Genomic DNA, 16,342 nt, shown 5'->3' on the forward strand with positions numbered 1-16,342 from the left:
GGGCCCGGGCCGGGCCGGGGTGGAGGTCAGAACAGGCCGCCGAGGGTGTTGTCCGACAGCACGTCGCCCAGCTCCAGGTCGAGGTCGACCAGGTCGGGGTCGAAGTTGTTCGAGTCGTTCACCGAGCTGTCGTCGACGACGGTGTTGTTGTTGCCCAGCACCACGTCGTCGATCTCGAGGTCGAACTGCTCGCGGTTGAACGAGTCCGTCGCGGTGAAGGAGTTGTCCGAGTTGTCGTTGCCGACGTTGGTCAGGGTCTGGGTGACGCTGTCGTCGTCGTTGTAGGAGTCCCTGATGGAGATCGACTCGCTGCTGTTTCCGACCGAGTTGCCGTTGCCGTTGACCGCGTTCGAGTCGACGATGTAGCCGTCGTTGTCGATGCCGTCGTTGTCCTGGTTGAACGAGTCGACGACGTAGCCGTCGTTGTCGAAGCCGTCGTTGTCGCCGAAGGCGCCGTTGTCGAAGCGCAGGTCGGCGCTGGTGGTCGTGGTCTGGCCGTTGGTGTTGGACCCGCCGTTGCCGCCGTTGCCGCCGTCGCCGGAGTCGGCGTCCTGGTCGAGCGACGCGCCGTCGCCGCCGTCGCCGCCGTCGCCGTCGCCGCCGACGGCCGCGCCGTTACCGGCCGCGCCGAAGCCCAGGCCCGCGCCACCGACGCCGGTGCCGACACCGGGGCCGCCCAGGCCCAGCAGCGACAGCAGCGAGCTGCCGCCCTCGCCGGCACCGAAGCCGTCGCCGCCCTCGCCGACGCCGGTGTCGTCGATCTCCTGCGAGGCGTCGCCGCCGTCGCCCTCGGCGCCCGAGCCGCCGTTGCCCAGGGCCAGGCCGACGTTGCCCGCGTCGCCGCTGCCGCCGCCGTTGCCGCCGTCGGCGTCCTGGTCGTTGTTGTTCACCGGGACGACGAACTGGGCGAAGTTGAAGCTGGGGCCGTTGCTGCTCATGATCGGGTCCTTCACTGTCGGGGGCTGGCGTGCCGGCGCTTCCGGCTTGGGAGGAAAGCTAGGGCGCGGGCCGCAACTCGGTCAGCGGGGAAGCGCCCGCACCTCGCGGCGACCCCCATGGGGATGCCCCCGTCAGCCCGGCAGCCGGGACAGCACCGGGGGTAGCAGGGACTGCAGGGCGGTGCACGAGTCCGGCTCGCCGCCGTCGAGGGCGACGAGCAGCACCTGGTCGGTATCGATCCCGACGTCGTACTGGCAGAACTCGCCCGCGCCGGTGAAGGTCTCCAGGGCCGGGTAGCCGTCGAGGCGGACCCGCGTCGTCGTCGATTCGCTGTTGCGCGCCAGCGTGCCCAGCCCGCCGTCGCCGGTGAACAGGGTGAGCACCAGGGTCCGGCCCGGCCCGCCGGTCCATTCGCACCGCGGCCCCTCCGGGCCCGTGCCCGGCGTGCCCGGGGCCCGCACACCTGCCGTGGCGAGCGCGGCGTCGTCGACCAGCGCGCACGGGTCGGCGCCGCGGACGTCGCGCGGTGCCTGGATCGGGGGCACGTCGGGGACGGCGGGCGCCGCGCACCCGGCCAGTACCGCGAGCCCCGCGACGACCCCCGCGCCGCCCCTCCGGAGCAGGGCCCGGCCCACCGCGTCAGCCATTCCGCTCATCCTGCCGCCCCACCGCCGCGAGCGCACACGCAGCGTGATCTATTCGCACCTTCGGGTTACTTGTGGGCTGTTCCTGCTAACAGTGCATCCGCTTCGTCCGATGACCGATCGATCGCACGGGGTTTCCGGGACGTTAACGGGAACCCGGAGAGGGGGCGCGACGCCATGGGCTACCAGCTCGGGATCGACCTGGGCACCACCTGGACCGCGGCGGCGGTGTGCCGCGACGGGCAGGACCGTCCGGAGGTGCTGCCGCTGGGCAGCGCGTCCAGCGCGGTGGCGTCGGTGGTGTTCCTTGCACCCGACGGCACCCTGGTCCTCGGGGAGGCGGCCCAGCGCCGCGCGCTCACCGAGCCCCGCCGGGTCGCCCGCGAGTTCAAGCGCCGCATCGGCGACGACACCCCGCTGATGGTCGGCGGCGAGCCCGTGGCCGCCGCGGAGCTGTCGGCCCGGTTCGTCGCCTGGGTCGTCGACGAGGCCGCGCGCCGGGAGGGCGGGCCCGCCGACGCCGTCGCCGTCACCCATCCCGTCGAGTGGGGCGGCCACAAGCGCGCCACCTTCGCCGCCGCGCTCGCCGGGCACGGCCTGGGCGGGGTCACCTTCCTCACCGAGCCGCAGGCGGCGGCCGTCGGCTACGCGAGCGCCGAGCGGATCGAGCCCGGAGCCGTCGTCGGCGTCTACGACCTGGGCGGCGGCACCTTCGACGCCGCCGTGGTGCGCAAGCTCCCCCACGGCGGGTTCGAGCTGCTCGGCCGGCCCGCGGGCATCGAGCGTCTGGGCGGCATCGACTTCGACGACGCGATCCTCGACCACGTCCGCACCGCGCTGGGCCCGGCCTGGCAGCAGCTCGACCCGGCCGACCCCGCCACGCAGGCCGCCGTCGCCGGGCTGCGCCGCGAGTGCACCGCCGCGAAGGAGGCGCTCTCCGCCGACACCGAGGTGCTGGTCCCGGTGATGCTGCCCGGCGTCCACACGCAGGTCCGGCTGGGCCGCGCCGAGTTCGAGGACATGATCCGCCCGGCGGTCGGGGAGACCGTCGAGGCGCTGCGCCGGGCCGTCGCCTCCACCGGATTCGCCCCCGGCGATCTCGACGCCGTGCTGCTCGTCGGTGGCTCGTCGCGCATCCCGCTGGTCTCCCAGCTCGTCTCGGCGGAGCTGGGGCGCCCGGTCGCCGTCGACGCCGACCCCAAGACCGTCGTCGCGGCCGGCGCGGCGCTCACCGCGCGCGGCCCGCTCGCGGCGCCCGAACCCGGTCCCGCCCTCGACGACGGCGCGCCCGTCGTGCCCCCCGTCGCGTTCGACGCGCCCCCGGTCGACGACGACGGCCCCGCCCCGCGCCGCACGCGCCGCACGCTGGTCCTCGCCGCCACCGTCGCGGTGATCGCCACGCTGGGCCTCTCGGCCACGATCGCGACCGGTGTGGTGCCGGTGCCGGTCGGCACCGTCGCCGCCGACGCCACCGACGCCGCCGACGCCCCGGCCGCGGCCGCGGCGCTGCCGGACGGTCCGGTGGCGCCGGCCGAGATCGACCCGTGGACCGGAACCGCCCCCGCCGCCACCACCGTGGCCGGCCCCCGCCGCCCCGAGGCCGTGGCCGCCGCCGTGCGGCCGGTGGCCCGCACCGTCCCCACGGGCGCGGCCGGGGCGTCGGCGGTGCCGAGGCCCGCCCCGGCGACTCCGGCGACCGGTGGCCCCGCCGCCGGCACCCCCGCCGCCACCACCCCCGGTACCGGTACCCCCGCCACCGGTACGGCTCCGGTCGTGGAAGGTGCGGAGCAGGTGCCCGGCGGCTCCGCACCCGCCGATCCGGGTCCCGCCGACCCGGCTCCCACCGAGCCGGATCCCGTCGCCCCGGCCCCCACCGAGCCCGACCCCACCGGTCCGGCCCCCACCGAGCCCGACCCCGCCGGTCCGGTGACGACCGAGCCCGCCCCCGCAGGCCCGCCCGCCGGGGGCGCGGAGACCGAGTCCGTCACCCCGACGACGACCGCGACCGCGACCGACACACCCGCGACGCCGTGACGACCCCCGCTCCGGTGACCGCGGGTGCCCGACCGCGTGGGTACGGTGATCCGGTGAGCCAGCCCGACCCCCTGCGACGCCCCGACGTGCCCGGCCGACCCCGGTTCGAGTTCCGCCAGCGGCCCTCGGAGGTCGTCGCCCGCCGGGCCCGCTCCGTCGACGTGGCCGCCGCGCTCTGGACGGCCGCGGCCGTACTGGGCCTCGTCGCCGCGCTGGTCATGCTGCTCGACCTCGACGGCACGCAGGCCGCGGTGCGCGCGATCGTCGACCGCGACTTCCCGAACGAGACGTCGGTGACGCGCGACCGGGCCGTCGCACTGGCGGCCGCGGTGATCGTCGGGGGCGTGTTCGTCATCGCCCTGGCGATGGGCCTGGGCGCCGTGGCGATGCGCGGCGGTCGCGGCGGGGCGCGGTTCGTGCTGCTGATGCTGCTGGCGCTCACGCTGGTGGAGATCCTGCTGGGCGTCGGCGTGGTCGCGCCGCTGGCACTGGTGCTGCTCGTGGTGGCCGCGACGCTCGGGGTGGCCGGGGCGGTGGCGATGTACCTGCCCGGCTCCAACCGCTGGTTCGCGACCCGCCGGCGCTGACCCACGGGAAAGGCCCCCCGCGCGGTGCGCGGGGGGCCTTCCGGTGCCGGCGGTCAGGCCTCCGGTTCCGTCTGCTGCGGGCCGATGGCGAACCGCAGCTCCTGCTCGCCGTCGGCGCCCTGGACGGGCTGGACGTCGAGCACCTTGTCGTCGAGGACCTGCGCCGCGACCGGCTCCAGGAACACCGCGACGCCGTCCCCCGACAGCACGACGTCGTCGGTGCCGGGCTGCCCCGCGAGGGACAGCTCCAGACCCTGCTCCGGACTCGGTGCGGCGATGCGGAGGCCGCCGCCCTCGGGCAGCTCCGCATCGGTGGTCAGCGACTTGATGGCTTCGGCCGCGGTATCGGTGATTGCCAACATGGGCGTCGACGGTAGGGGCACGGCGCCGGTCCCGCAGCGCGGAGCGCGCCGCTCAGCCGAAGTCGTCGGGGTTCGGGCCCATCCGCCCGCCGGTGTCGAGCTCGCCGATGGTGGCCATGTCCGCCGGGGCCAGCTCGAAGTCGAACACCTCGATGTTCTCCCTGATGCGGGCCGGGGTGACCGACTTCGGGAACACGATGTTGCCGAGCTCGAGGTGCCAGCGGAGCACGATCTGCGCCGGGGTCTTCCCGTACTTCTCGGCGAGCGCGACGAGACGCTCGTCACGCAGCAGGTCGCCGCCCTGCCCGATGGGGCTCCACGCCTCGGTCGCGATGCCGTGCTCGCGGTGGTAGGCGCGCAGCTCCTCCTGCGGGAGGTGCGGGTGCAGCTCGATCTGGTTCACCGCGGGGACGGTGCCGGTCTCGGCGGCGAGGCGCTCCAGGTGCGGGATCTGGAAGTTGGAGACGCCGATCGCGCGCGCCCGGCCGTCGGCGGCGAGCTTCTCGAAGCCCTTCCAGGTCTCGACGTACCGGTTCTCCGACGGCCGCGGCCAGTGGATGAGGAACAGGTCGACGTGGTCGAGCCCGAGCCGGTCCAGGCTCTCCCCGAGCGCGGCGACGGCCTCGTCGTGGCCGTGCCGGTCGTTGTCGAGCTTGGTGGTCACGAAGACCTCGTCGCGCCGCAGGCCGGACGCGGCGATCGCCTGTCCGACCTCGGTCTCGTTGCGGTACATCTGCGCGGTGTCGACGTGCCGGTAGCCGGCCTCGAACGCCGCACCCAGGGCCGGGCCCACGTCGCCCGGGTCGATCTGGAAGACGCCGAACCCGAACTGGGGGATCTCGACGCCGCTGTTGAGTCGGATGTGGGGTACCTAAGCCATGGGTCCGGCGTACCCGCTACGCGCCGTCCCAGACCGCCGCGATGGCGTCGGTCACGTCGGCGGCCTGGGCGCGTCCGGCCCGGGCCGATCCCGCGCGGCGGGCCGGGTCGAGCACGTTGCGTCCGATCGCGGTGACCGCGGCCGCGTCCGGCGCCACCAGCAGCACCCGCGACCCGGCCGCCCGCAGCGCCTCGACCTGCGGTGCGGCGCCGATCTGCGGCCCGATGCCGCGGACGATCGGGGCGAGCACCACGACCCGCTCCGCACCGTGCGCGAGGTCGGCGTTGACGGGCGAGCGCACCCCGCCGTCGACGAACCGGGTGCCGCCGGTGGTGACCGGCGGGTAGACGCCGGGCACCGCGCAGCTCGACGCGACGGCGTGCACCAGCGGCACCCCGGAGGTGCGGTCGAGCACCCGGAAGGCGCCGTCGTGGGCGTCGACGGCGGTGATCCGCAGCGAGCGCTCCGGCCAGTCGTGCACCGGCAGCCGCCGCCCGATCACCGCCAGGCGCTCGGCCTCCGGCACGGTCGCGGTGGTGCGGGCGAACCGGCCGATGCGGGCCCGGACGCGCTGCGGGTCGCGCGGGCCGAGCAGCGCCAGACCCAGCCGCAGCATCGCCCCCCGCCCGAGCGTGGCCGCGACCTCCCCGGTCGGGTCGACGAGCTGCGCGGCGTAGCGCTGCTCGACGTCGACGCCGGTGGCCAGCTGCGCCCCCACCACCGACCCCGCCGAGGTGCCGACGATGTCGTCGGCCGCCCGCAGGTCGACCCCGCGCTCGGCGAGCCCGGCCAGCATCCCCAGCATCCAGGCGATCCCGGTGATCCCGCCGCCCCCGAGCACCAACACCCGTCCCGTCACGGGCCCATCCAACCCGGCGCCCCGGCCACCGCGACCGTCAGGACCGGGGGCTCGTCAACCTCTCGGAGGGCTCCTGCCGGGCGATGCGGGTGACGAGCACGACCAGCACCACCGCCAGCGCGACCAGCAGCCCCGTGCCCAGGTTCAGCCCCAGCCCGTTGACCAGCACGAACGACAACCCGCCCGCGAACAGGCAGTAGTAGACGGTCGGGATGATCGTCATCCGGATCAGGTCACCCTCCCGGCCCAGCAGCCCGACGGTCGCGGAGGCGGCCACCACGTTGTGCACGGTGATCATGTTGCCCGCCGCGCCGCCGACGGCCTGGGTGGCCACGACGGTCTCCGGGCTCGCCGCGATGTTCTCCGCGGTGGCGAACTGGAACAGCGAGAACGTCAGGTTCGACACCGTGTTGCTGCCCGCGATGAACGCCCCGAGCGCGCCGATCCAGGGCGCGAGCACCGGCCAGGCGGTGCCGGTGAGCGCCGACGCCCCCTCGGCGAGCGTGATCGGCATGCTGGACAGGCCCGAGCTGTTCAGCTCCGGACCGGAGTTGATCAGGATGCGCACCAGCGGGAGCGCGAACAGCAGCGCGACGGCCGCACCCGCGAGCTGGCTGCCCGCGATCCGCCAGGACTCCCCGATCTGGCGCAGCGTCATCCGCTGCAGGCCGTAGGTGATCAGGCAGGCGACGATGAAGATGAAGCCCGGCAGGTAGAACGGCTGCAGCGACTCCGAGATCGAGGTCCCGAAGATCTCGTTCACGTCGATCGTGAGGTTGGACAGGAAGTCCTTGACCGGCTCGACGGTGCGCGTCAGCACCAGCAGGATCGCGACGATGACATACGGCGACCAGGCCAGCGAGATGCTCATCCGGCGGTCGGCGACCGCGCTCGTGTCGGCCTCCAGGGAGCCGGTCCAGCGGTCCGACCAACGCTCGCGCGGCGGGAAGTCCCACGTCTCCTTGGGCATGAGGAAGCCGCGGCTGGAGGTGAACATGACCAGCGCGAGGCCGATCAGCCCGCCCAGCAGCGACGGGAACTCCGGGCCGAGCAGCGCGGCGACCGTCACCGACGGCACCGTCATGGCCAGCGCCGCGTAGATCGCGAACGGCCACACCTTGAGCCCGTCGACGAACCGGCCGCCGAAGAAGCCGGTGAGCATGCAGACGAGGAACAGCGGGATCAGCGTGCCGACGATCGCGTGCATCGTGGCCACCTGGAGCCCGAGCACCTGCAGGTAGCCCGGCATGTCCAGGCCGAGGAAGGAGATCCGGGCCTCGACGGCCGGGTCGCCCGCCAGGCCCTGGCCCAGACCCGTCAGGACGGGGGTGCCGGCCGCGCCGAAGCTGACCGGGGTGCTCTGGATGACCAGGCCGACCATCACCGCGGCCATCGCCGGGAAGCCGAGTGCCAGCAGCAGCGGGGCCACCACGGCGGCCGGCGTGCCGAAGCCCGACGCCCCCTCGATGAACGACCCGAACAGCCAGCCGATGATGATCGCCTGCACCCGGCGGTCGGCGCTCACGGTCGTGAACCCGGCCCGGATCGTGGCCAGCGCACCGCTCGCGGTGAGCGTCTGCAGCAGCAACAGGGCGCCGAAGATGATGTAGAGCAGCCCGAGGGCGATCACGAGGCCCTCGACGCTCGCGGCGGCGAGCACCGCGGCGTCCATCCCCCAGACCAGCGCTCCGACGACCACGGCGGCGGCGAAGCCGACCGGCATCGCGTACTTGGCCGGCCAGCGCAGGCCGACCAGCAGTACCGCGACCACCAGGATCGGTGCGAGCGCTGCCAGGCTCAACAGGGCGAGGTTGTCCACGCTGACGTCCCTCCGACGGGTGACCGGCCCGATCCGGTCATCGTCGGAGGCTCACATCCGGGCACCATCCGGGCAAACGGAAGCAGTGGATCTATTCCGTTTCGTGACTTACCGATTCCGTATCGCGGAATACGCCGAGCGCGCGGGCGGCGAGCTGGGCCAGGTGGACGGGCTCGCGGGTGCCCGCCTGGCGCAACTGCGTACGGCAGGAGAACCCGTCGGCGAGCACCTCCACCTCGTCGTCGGCCGCCCGCACCGCGGGCAGCAGCACCCGCTCCGCGCACGCCATCGACACCTCGTAGTGCCCCTTCTCGAACCCGAAGTTGCCGGCCAGGCCGCAGCACCCGGAGTCGAGCACCTCGGCCTCGACGCCGAGCGCGGCCATGACGGCGCGGTCGTCGTCGGTGCCGAGCTCGGCGTGCTGGTGGCAGTGCACCTGCACCAGGGCCTTGACGGCGGGACCGGTGGCCGCGGCGGCCAGCTCGTCGACGTGCTCGCCGAGCACCTCCGCGAACGTCCGCACCCCGGTGGCCAGCGCCGAGGCCAGCGGCTCGTCGGGCAGCAGCTCGGGCCCGTCGGCGCGCAGCGCGGCCGTGCACGACGGTTCCAGCCCGACCACCGGCACCCCTGCCGCCAGCCACGGCTCGATGGTGCGCAGGCTGCGCCGCAGGACGCGGCGGGCGGCGTCGACCTGGCCGGTGGAGGTCCAGGTCAGGCCGCAGCAGACGTCGCGCGGCGGCAGCTCGACGGTGTAGCCCAGCCGCTCCAGCACGGCCACGGCGTCGACGGCGATGGCCGGGTCGAAGTGGTTGGTGAAGGTGTCGGGCCACAACAGGACCCGCCCCCGCGCCCCCACCCCGGACCGCAGTGGGGTGGCTTCACTGCGACCCCGTTGCAGTGGAGCCACCCCACTGCGACGCAGCCGGGCCGCGGCGCGGGTCGCGGCGCGGGTCAGCGCCCTCGCCGGGCGCGTCGCCGTCAGGTGCCCGGCCAGCGGGCGGGGGGTGCTGCGCGTGAACGGCGTCCGGGCGATCGGCGGGATCGCCCGCTCCGGGGTGATGCCACCGGCCCGCTTGGCCAGGGCGGCGAGCGGGCTGCGCGCGGCGGCGTTGAGCACGTCGACGACCCCCGCGGGGAGCTTCCCGACGATCCCCATCCACCGGGGCAGCGCGCCCATCGAGTAGTGCGACGCCGGGCGCACCTTGCCCTGGTAGCGCTGGGCCAGGAACTCGGTCTTGTACGCGGCCATGTCGACGCCGACGGGGCAGTCGCGCTTGCAGCCCTTGCAGGACAGGCACAGGTCCAGCGCGTCGTCGACCTCGGTGGAGTCCCAGCCGCCCTTGATGACGTCGCCGTTGGCCATCTCGAACAGCAGCCGCGCCCGGCCGCGCGTCGAGTGCATCTCCTCGCCGGTGGCGCGGTAGCTCGGGCACATCACGCCGCCGGACTCCGTGACGCACTTGCCCACACCCAGGCAGCGCCGGGTCGCCCGGCCGAACGAGCCGCGGTCGTGGGCGAAGGCGAGCATCGGGGCGTCGACCATCGTCGGCATCCCGACGAAGATCCGCAGGTCCTCGTCCATCTTCTTCGGGCGCACGACCGAGCCGGGGTTCATCCGGTCGTCGGGGTCCCAGATGCCCTTGAACTCCTCGAACGCCGCGATGATCTCCGGCGGGTACATCCGCGGCAGCAGCTCGGCGCGCGCCGTGCCGTCGCCGTGCTCGCCGGACAGCGACCCGCCGTGCGCGACGACGAGGTCCGCGCCGTCCTCCATGAAGCCGCGGAAGTTCGCGATGCCCTCGCGGGTGAGCAGGTCGAAGTCGATGCGGACGTGCAGGCAGCCGTCGCCGAAGTGCCCGTAGTACGCGCCGCGGCGGCCGTGCTTGGCCAGCAGGGCGTCGAACTCGCGCAGGTAGGCGCCGAAGCGCTCCGGCGGCACCGCGGCGTCCTCCCAGCCCGGCCACGCCTCGCCGCCGTCGGGCGAGCGGGTGAGGATGCCGGCGCCGTCCTCCCGGATGCGCCACAGCGCCTTCATCGCGGCCGGGTCGCTGACGACGACCGCACTGCGCGTGTACGGCTTCATCGCCGCGACGACGGCCTCCGCGGCCGCCTGCGCCTCCGCGCGGGTCGACCCGCCGGTCTCCACGTAGAGCCAGCCGCCGCCCTCGGGCAGCGCCCGTGACGCCGTCTCCAGCGGGTTGGCCGCCCGCAGCGCCGCGATCAGCCCCGCGTCCATGCCCTCGATCGTCAGCGGGGACAGCTCCCGGATCGGCATGACGTTGTCCGCGGCGATGTAGGCGTCGGGGAACCCGAGCACGGCCAGCGCGCGGGCGGGCGGCGACTCGACCAGCCGGACGGTGGCCCCCAGGATCGTCGCGCAGGTGCCCTCCGTGCCGACCAGCGCCTTCGCGAGGTCCAGGTTCTCCGGGAGCAGCTGGTCGAGGTTGTAGCCCGACACCCGCCGGGTGAGGTCGGGGAACGTCTCGCGCACCCGCGGGCCCATCCGCTCGCCGAGCGCGCGCAGCTGCGCCGGGATCCCGGCAACGTCCGGCGCGCCGGGCCCGAGCTCCAGACGCTGCCCGCGGTAGGTGAGGACGTCGAGCGCGTGCACGTTGTCGACGGTCTTGCCCCACGCGACGGAGTGCGAGCCGCACGCGTTGTTGCCGATCATGCCGCCGAGCGTGCAGCGGTTGTGCGTCGACGGGTCGGGGCCGAACGTCAGCCCGTGCGGGCGCGCGGCGTCACGCAGCTTGTCGAGCACGACACCGGGCTGCACCCGTGCGGTGCGCGCCTCGGGGTCGATCGACTCGATCCGGTTCAGGTGCTTCGAGAAGTCCAGCACCACCGCGGTGTTGACGGCCTGCCCCGCGATCGACGTGCCCGCCCCCCGCGGGAGCACGGGCACGTCGTGCGCGGAGCACACCGACACCGCGGCCTCGACGTCGTCGAGGTCGACCGGGGTGACCAGCCCGATCGGCACACGCCGGTAGTTCGACGCGTCGGCGGCGTACATCGCGCGGTGGGCCGGGTCGAAGCGGACGGGACCTCGCACGGCCCTGCTCAGGGCGGCGGACAGGTCGTCGACGTCGGAGGAGCTCACGGGACAAGTGTGTGCCCCCGACCGGCCGGCCACCCGTCGGGGGCCTGGTCAGATCGATCACCCGAGGGTGAAGGGATCCCGCGTGCCGCCGGTCAGCTCGACCCAGACGGACTTGTTCTCGGTGTACTCCGCGATCGAGTCCACGCCGTTCTCCCGGCCGAGCCCGCTGGCACCGAACCCGCCGAACGGCACGCTCGGCGAGACCACGCGGTAGGCGTTGATCCACACCGTGCCCGCCCTGATCCGGGCGGCCACACGGTGGGCCCGGTGCACGTCCTTCGTCCACACCGCGCCGGCCAGCCCGTAGGGGGTGTCGTTGGCCAGCTTCACGGCCTCGTCCTCGTCGGTGAAGGTGACCGCGGAGAGCACCGGGCCGAACACCTCCTCCCGGAACACCGTGTCGGTCGGCTTCACCGTCAGCACGGTCGGCTTCACGAACAGCCCCCCGAGCCCCTCGTCCGCCGATCCACCGAAGGCGACGGTCGCGCCCTCCGCGCGGGCGGTCTCCAGGTAGCCGACGACCTTCTCGTACTGGGGCGCGTTCGCCACCGGGCCCATCTCGGTCTCCGGGTCGTTCGGGTCGCCCAGCCGGATCCGGGACGCCCGCTCGGCGACGAGGCGCACCAGCTCGTCGTGGACGTCGGCGTGCACGATCAGCCGCGAGCCCGCCATGCAGGTCTGCCCGGTCGCCGCGAACACCCCCGCGACCAGGCCGTTGGCCGCGGCCGCCAGGTCGGCGTCGGCGAAGACCACCTGCGGCGACTTGCCGCCCAGCTCCAGGGTGACCTTGTTGAGGTTCTCCGCGGCGGCGTGGGCGACGGCGCGCCCGGTGGCCGTCGAGCCGGTGAACGCCACCTTGTCGACGCCCGGGTGCGACGCGAGGTGCGCACCGGTCTCCCGGGACAGCCCCGTGACGACGTTGACGACCCCTGGCGGGAACCCGGCCTGCTCGATCAGCTCGGCGAACCCGAGCGTGGACGCGGGCGCGTGCTCCGACGGCTTGACCACGATCGTGCAGCCGGCCGCCAGAGCGGGGGCGAGCTTCCAGGTCATCAGCAGCAGGGGCGAGTTCCACGGGGTGATCGCGGCGACCACGCCGACCGGCTCGCGGCGGGTGTAGACCAGGTAGTTCGGGTTGGGCGTGGGGATCTGGCGCCCCTCCAGCGTCATCGCCAGGCCCGCGTAGTAGTGGTACCAGCCGCCCAGCCCGTTGAGCTGGCCGATCATCTCCCGGTAGAGCTTGCCGGAGTCGTTGACCTCGAGGCGGGCCAGGCGCTCGGCGTTCTCCCCGATCAGGTCGCCGAGGCGGCGCAGCAGCGCGGCCCGGGCGAACCCCGTGGTGGCGCCCCACTCGCCGTCGAGCGCGGCCCGCGCGGCGGCGACGGCCGCGTCGACGTCCTCGGGACCGCCGTCCGGGATCGACGCCCACGCCTGCCCGGTGTACGGGTTCTGCGACTCGAACCGCCGACCGGACGCCGCCTCCACGCCCTTGCCGCCGACCAGCATCGTGAACCGCTCGAGATCCGTCACGTCGCGCCCTCCTCGCCCCGGTGTGTCGTCCGCAACGTAGTGCGGACGACGGGCCGGCCGCCATCCGCCGAGCGCGGGCCGTCGCCCGGCAGCCCGCTACCCCGTCGACGCCGGGTCGCTGCCGCCCGCGGTGCCCGGCCCGTCCGGACCGGGCTCCGCGGGGGTGGGGGCGGGCCCGTCGACCTCGTGACCCCCGTGACCGTGACCGTGGCCGTGGCCGTGGCCGTGGCCCGCCGCGGGGCCGATCCCGGCCGCGGCGCCGAGCGGGACGTCGCCCGCCCGCAGCGGCGCGGCGTGGTAGCGACCCTCGTGGGCGATGATCGGGCGCTGGTCGCCGGCGATCTCGGGGTGCCTGGCCTCGACCTGCTGTCGCTTGTCCCACTGCCGCCGCAGGTTCGTGACGTACTCGCGGTCGCCGTTGTAGGTGCCCCGCCAGGTCTGCGGCATCTGCTCCTTGGACAGCCCGGGGCTGGCCTGCCCGCCCAGGCTGAACCCGGCCGGGATCTTGCGGGTCTCGCCGCCGCACGACGGGCAGCCGGGCGCGGCGGCGTCGAAGGATGCCAGGTGCTCGAAGCGGTACCCGCACTCGCACTTGAAGACGTAGATCGGCACTGAACACCTCCGGGACCGGTGCGCGGGGGCCGTGGCCCCCGCGCACGGGATCACCAGTTCTCGATGGACCGGGTCAGGATCCCGGCGATGTCGTCCTCGGTCGGCGTCTTCGGGCACGTCGCGAGCAGGCGCGCCTGCTTCATCGTGCCGGGGACGAGGTCCGGGACGTCCGACTCGGTGTAGCCGACGCCGCCGATCCCGTTGGGGATGTCGATGTCGCGCATCAGCGAGACGAGCACCGACGGGAGCTGCTCCGACGGCGTGGAGTGCCGGTCGGCGCGCGGGTCCATCAGCTCCGCCGCCCGCAGGTGCCGCTCGGGGGCGGACTCGAAGGAGAAGCGGAACGCCTCGGGCGCGGTCAGCGACACCGACTGACCGTGCGGCACCATCGGTTCGTCCTGCGGGTAGCCCGCCGGGCGGTAGTCCTTGACCATGCCCGCGATCGGGTAGGCGTTGGCGTGCGGGATGTGCACGCCGGAGTTGCCGAACCCCATGCCCGCGAACGTCGCGGCCATCATCATGTTGGAACGGTCCTCCAGCGACCCGTCCCGCACCGAGCCGCGGAACGACTGTGCGATGAGCGTCATCGACTTCTCGCACCACAGGTCCGACACCGGGTTCGAGCCGCAGTAGGTGACGCGCTCCTCGGGCTTCTTGCGGTCGAACGTCGTGTAGTAGCGGGCGGTGTAGCTCTCCACCGCGTGGCAGACGATGTCCATCCCCGACGCCGCGCTGACCTCGGGGCCGAGCGTCATCGTCAGCAGCGGGTCGACGACGGCCAGGGTCGGGCGCAGCCGCCAGTGGCTGATCCCGGTCTTGACCTTCATCGACAGGATGTCCAGCACGCACATCGCGGTGGACTCCGAGCCGGTGCCCGCCGTCGTCGGCACCGCGATCAGCGGCTTGAGCTGGCCGGGCGGGGCCTTGGCCGCCCCGATCGGCTTGTTGATGTAGTCCATCAGCTCGCCGGGGTGGCTGGTCAGCAGGTTGATCGCCTTGGCCGTGTCGATCGCCGACCCGCCGCCGACGGCCACGAAGCCGTCCCACTCGCCCTGCACCCTGGCGTACTCGACGGCCTTGTTCATCGAGTCGTCGGTGGGCTCGACGTGCACGCCGTCGAAGATCTCCGAGGAGATGTCGTAGCGCGACAGCGTGTCGGCGATGCGCTGCGGGATGCCCAACGCGCTGACGCCCGGATCGGTGATGATCAGGACCCGCTTGACGCCGTAGCCCGACATCTCGAAGCCGATCTCGTCCGAGGCGCCCGCCCCGAACTTCAGCGGGGGCGCACCCCAGGTGAAGATCGTCTCTTCCTTGAGCTCGATGCCGGTCATGATGTCGCCTCCGCGGGAGGACGCACCTCGGCGGTCATGTGTACGACCCGTCCGGCGCCACCCGCAGCTGGTGGATCTGGTCGGCGTCGTGGCCGAAGACCATCTGCGCCCCGGTCTTCTCCTGGATCCCGCGCAGCTTCTCGACGGACTTGTAGAAGTCCTCCAGGTTGTTGACGATCGCGGCCGGCGTGGCGGGCGGGCCGAAGCTCTCGCCCATGTAGACGGCGTCCGACGTGAAGATCATCGTGCCGGTGTCGGGCAGGTCGACCTGCATCGACATGGTGCCGACGGTGTGGCCGGGCGTCTCGATGAGCCTGATGCCGGGCAGGAAGTCGGTGTCGCCGGACACCGTCTGGAAATCCAGGCCCTCGTAGTCGGCCTTGAGGTGCGCGCCGTTGAACGGGCCGTCGAAGTTGAACGCGAAGTCCTTCTCGCGCTCGTGGCAGACCAGCTTCGCGTTGGTGTTCTTGAACATCTGCGCGTTGCCGGCGTGGTCGAAGTGCAGGTGCGACAGGATCACGTAGTCGATCTCGTCGAGGCCGACGCCCAGCTGGTTGAGCCGCGCGTCCAGGTACTCGTCGTCGGCGACCTTGTCGTAGGGGAAGAAGTCCTGCAGGCCGGTGGGCGCCCAGCGCTCCTCCCAGTCGCTGGGACAGCTGGTGTCCCAGAGCACCTTGCCCTCGTCGGTCTCCACCAGGACGCAGTGCGTCGGCACGTCGACCCACGGCGGTGGGGCGTCCTTGTGGTGCCGGTCGGTGATCGATTTGCCGGGCTTGAGCAGGAGCCAGGTGAGGTCGGCCGTCATCGCCCCGCAGGGGATGACGGTGACCTTGTTCGCAGTGGCCATGGGGGATCCTCTCGCCGTCGAGGGACGCGCTCGGACGCGCCTGACCGCACCGTGGCATGTGACATGCCACTCGTCAATCCGTGCGCATCCGATCACGGTTCGTCCAGCCCAGGTCGATCTCGACGGTGCCCGCGGGCTCCCCGCTCTCCTGCGCGATGAGCAGCTCGGCGGTGTGCCGGACGTGCGCGTGCATGGCCGCCGCGGCCCCGTCGGGGTCGCCCGCCTCGATCCGTTCCAGGATCACCACGTGCTCGGCGACGATGTCGTGCAGCGAGCGCGACGACCGCGCCGTCGACACCCCGCGGCGCAGGACCGTGTCGCGCAGCCCGTCGACGTACTGCGCGAGCCGCCGGTTGCCCGACGCCTCCAGCACCGCCCGGTGGAAGCGGCGGTCGTGCTCCCAGAGCGCGAACTCGTCGTCGGCGTCGGCGGCGCGCTCCATCGCCCGGAAGATCCTCCGCAGGTCCCGGCGCCCGGTGGCGTCGAGCAGCGCGCAGGCGCGGCGGGTGGCCGGGACCTCCAGCAGCAGCCGCAGCGCGAAGACCTCCTCGAGGTCGTGCAGCGAGGTCTGCAGCACCCGCACACCGCGGTTGCGCTCGAACCGGACGATCCCCTGCTGCGCCAGCTGGATCAGCGCCTCCCGGACGGGCGTGCGCGACACCCCCAGCTGGGTCGCGAGCTGCTGCACCGAGTGCAGCGAGCCCGGCGCGAGCTCCCCGGAGATGACGGCCGTGCGCAGCGCCCCCAGCACCCGGGCACCCATCGGGTCCGCGCCGACCTGGTCCACCGCTAGGG

The 16,342-nt window shown here is 73.6% G+C and carries 14 protein-coding genes; 2 read left to right on the forward strand and 12 right to left on the reverse strand.

Translation table 11 applies throughout. The features are described from left to right. Positions 1–26 precede the first annotated feature (26 nt). Positions 27–938, reverse strand: coding sequence for a hypothetical protein (locus PHY01_RS26500; RefSeq protein ID WP_170183822.1), 912 nt, complete (start codon positions 936–938; stop codon positions 27–29). Between the two features lie 132 nt (positions 939–1,070). After that, positions 1,071–1,586 (reverse strand): DUF3558 family protein, encoded by a 516-nt coding sequence (locus PHY01_RS15080; protein ID WP_170183823.1) that lies wholly within the window; start codon positions 1,584–1,586, stop codon positions 1,071–1,073. 174 nt (positions 1,587–1,760) lie between these two features. On the opposite strand from PHY01_RS15080, the gene PHY01_RS27975 reads away from it, so the two are divergent. Continuing rightward, positions 1,761–3,617: an Hsp70 family protein gene (locus PHY01_RS27975; RefSeq protein ID WP_141279299.1), complete on the forward strand. Its 1,857-nt coding sequence runs from the start codon at positions 1,761–1,763 to the stop codon at positions 3,615–3,617. A 53-nt stretch (positions 3,618–3,670) separates the two neighbouring features. Next, positions 3,671–4,204, forward strand: coding sequence for a hypothetical protein (locus PHY01_RS15090; protein ID WP_141279300.1), 534 nt, complete (start codon positions 3,671–3,673; stop codon positions 4,202–4,204). A 53-nt stretch (positions 4,205–4,257) separates the two neighbouring features. Here the strand turns inward: PHY01_RS15090 and PHY01_RS15095 are convergent, their stop codons facing one another. The 10 genes from PHY01_RS15095 to PHY01_RS15140 all read right to left on the reverse strand — a co-directional run bounded on the left by PHY01_RS15095 (position 4,258) and on the right by PHY01_RS15140 (position 16,334). Beyond that, on the reverse strand, positions 4,258–4,566 hold the full coding sequence (locus PHY01_RS15095) for an adhesin (protein WP_141279301.1): 309 nt from the start codon (positions 4,564–4,566) through the stop codon (positions 4,258–4,260). Between the two features lie 52 nt (positions 4,567–4,618). Beyond that, positions 4,619–5,428, reverse strand: a complete 810-nt coding sequence (locus PHY01_RS15100) for an aldo/keto reductase (protein ID WP_246085918.1) — start codon at positions 5,426–5,428, stop codon at positions 4,619–4,621. Between the two features lie 34 nt (positions 5,429–5,462). Beyond that, positions 5,463–6,305 (reverse strand): patatin-like phospholipase family protein, encoded by an 843-nt coding sequence (locus tag PHY01_RS15105; RefSeq protein WP_141279302.1) that lies wholly within the window; start codon positions 6,303–6,305, stop codon positions 5,463–5,465. A gap of 37 nt (positions 6,306–6,342) precedes the next feature. Next, on the reverse strand, positions 6,343–8,124 hold the full coding sequence (locus PHY01_RS15110) for an L-lactate permease (RefSeq protein ID WP_141279303.1): 1,782 nt from the start codon (positions 8,122–8,124) through the stop codon (positions 6,343–6,345). 91 nt (positions 8,125–8,215) lie between these two features. Next, positions 8,216–11,224 (reverse strand): FAD-binding and (Fe-S)-binding domain-containing protein, encoded by a 3,009-nt coding sequence (locus PHY01_RS15115; RefSeq protein ID WP_370467435.1) that lies wholly within the window; start codon positions 11,222–11,224, stop codon positions 8,216–8,218. A gap of 57 nt (positions 11,225–11,281) precedes the next feature. After that, the gene (locus PHY01_RS15120; RefSeq protein ID WP_218030173.1) at positions 11,282–12,754 is read right to left on the reverse strand and encodes an aldehyde dehydrogenase; all 1,473 of its coding nucleotides are present in this window, start codon (positions 12,752–12,754) and stop codon (positions 11,282–11,284) included. Positions 12,755–12,850: 96 nt separating this feature from the next. Then, complete coding sequence (locus PHY01_RS15125; protein WP_141279305.1) at positions 12,851–13,366, reverse strand: FmdB family zinc ribbon protein; 516 nt, start codon at positions 13,364–13,366, stop codon at positions 12,851–12,853. 50 nt (positions 13,367–13,416) lie between these two features. Next, complete coding sequence (locus PHY01_RS15130) at positions 13,417–14,700, reverse strand: hydroxyacid-oxoacid transhydrogenase (protein WP_141279306.1); 1,284 nt, start codon at positions 14,698–14,700, stop codon at positions 13,417–13,419. A gap of 34 nt (positions 14,701–14,734) precedes the next feature. Next, complete coding sequence (locus PHY01_RS15135) at positions 14,735–15,547, reverse strand: N-acyl homoserine lactonase family protein (RefSeq protein WP_141279307.1); 813 nt, start codon at positions 15,545–15,547, stop codon at positions 14,735–14,737. A gap of 73 nt (positions 15,548–15,620) precedes the next feature. Continuing rightward, the gene (locus PHY01_RS15140) at positions 15,621–16,334 is read right to left on the reverse strand and encodes a GntR family transcriptional regulator (protein ID WP_370467434.1); all 714 of its coding nucleotides are present in this window, start codon (positions 16,332–16,334) and stop codon (positions 15,621–15,623) included. Positions 16,335–16,342: the final 8 nt, after the last annotated feature.

Source organism: Pseudonocardia hydrocarbonoxydans, from assembly GCF_006539565.1.
GTDB classification, from domain to species: Bacteria; Actinomycetota; Actinomycetes; order Mycobacteriales; family Pseudonocardiaceae; genus Pseudonocardia; species Pseudonocardia hydrocarbonoxydans.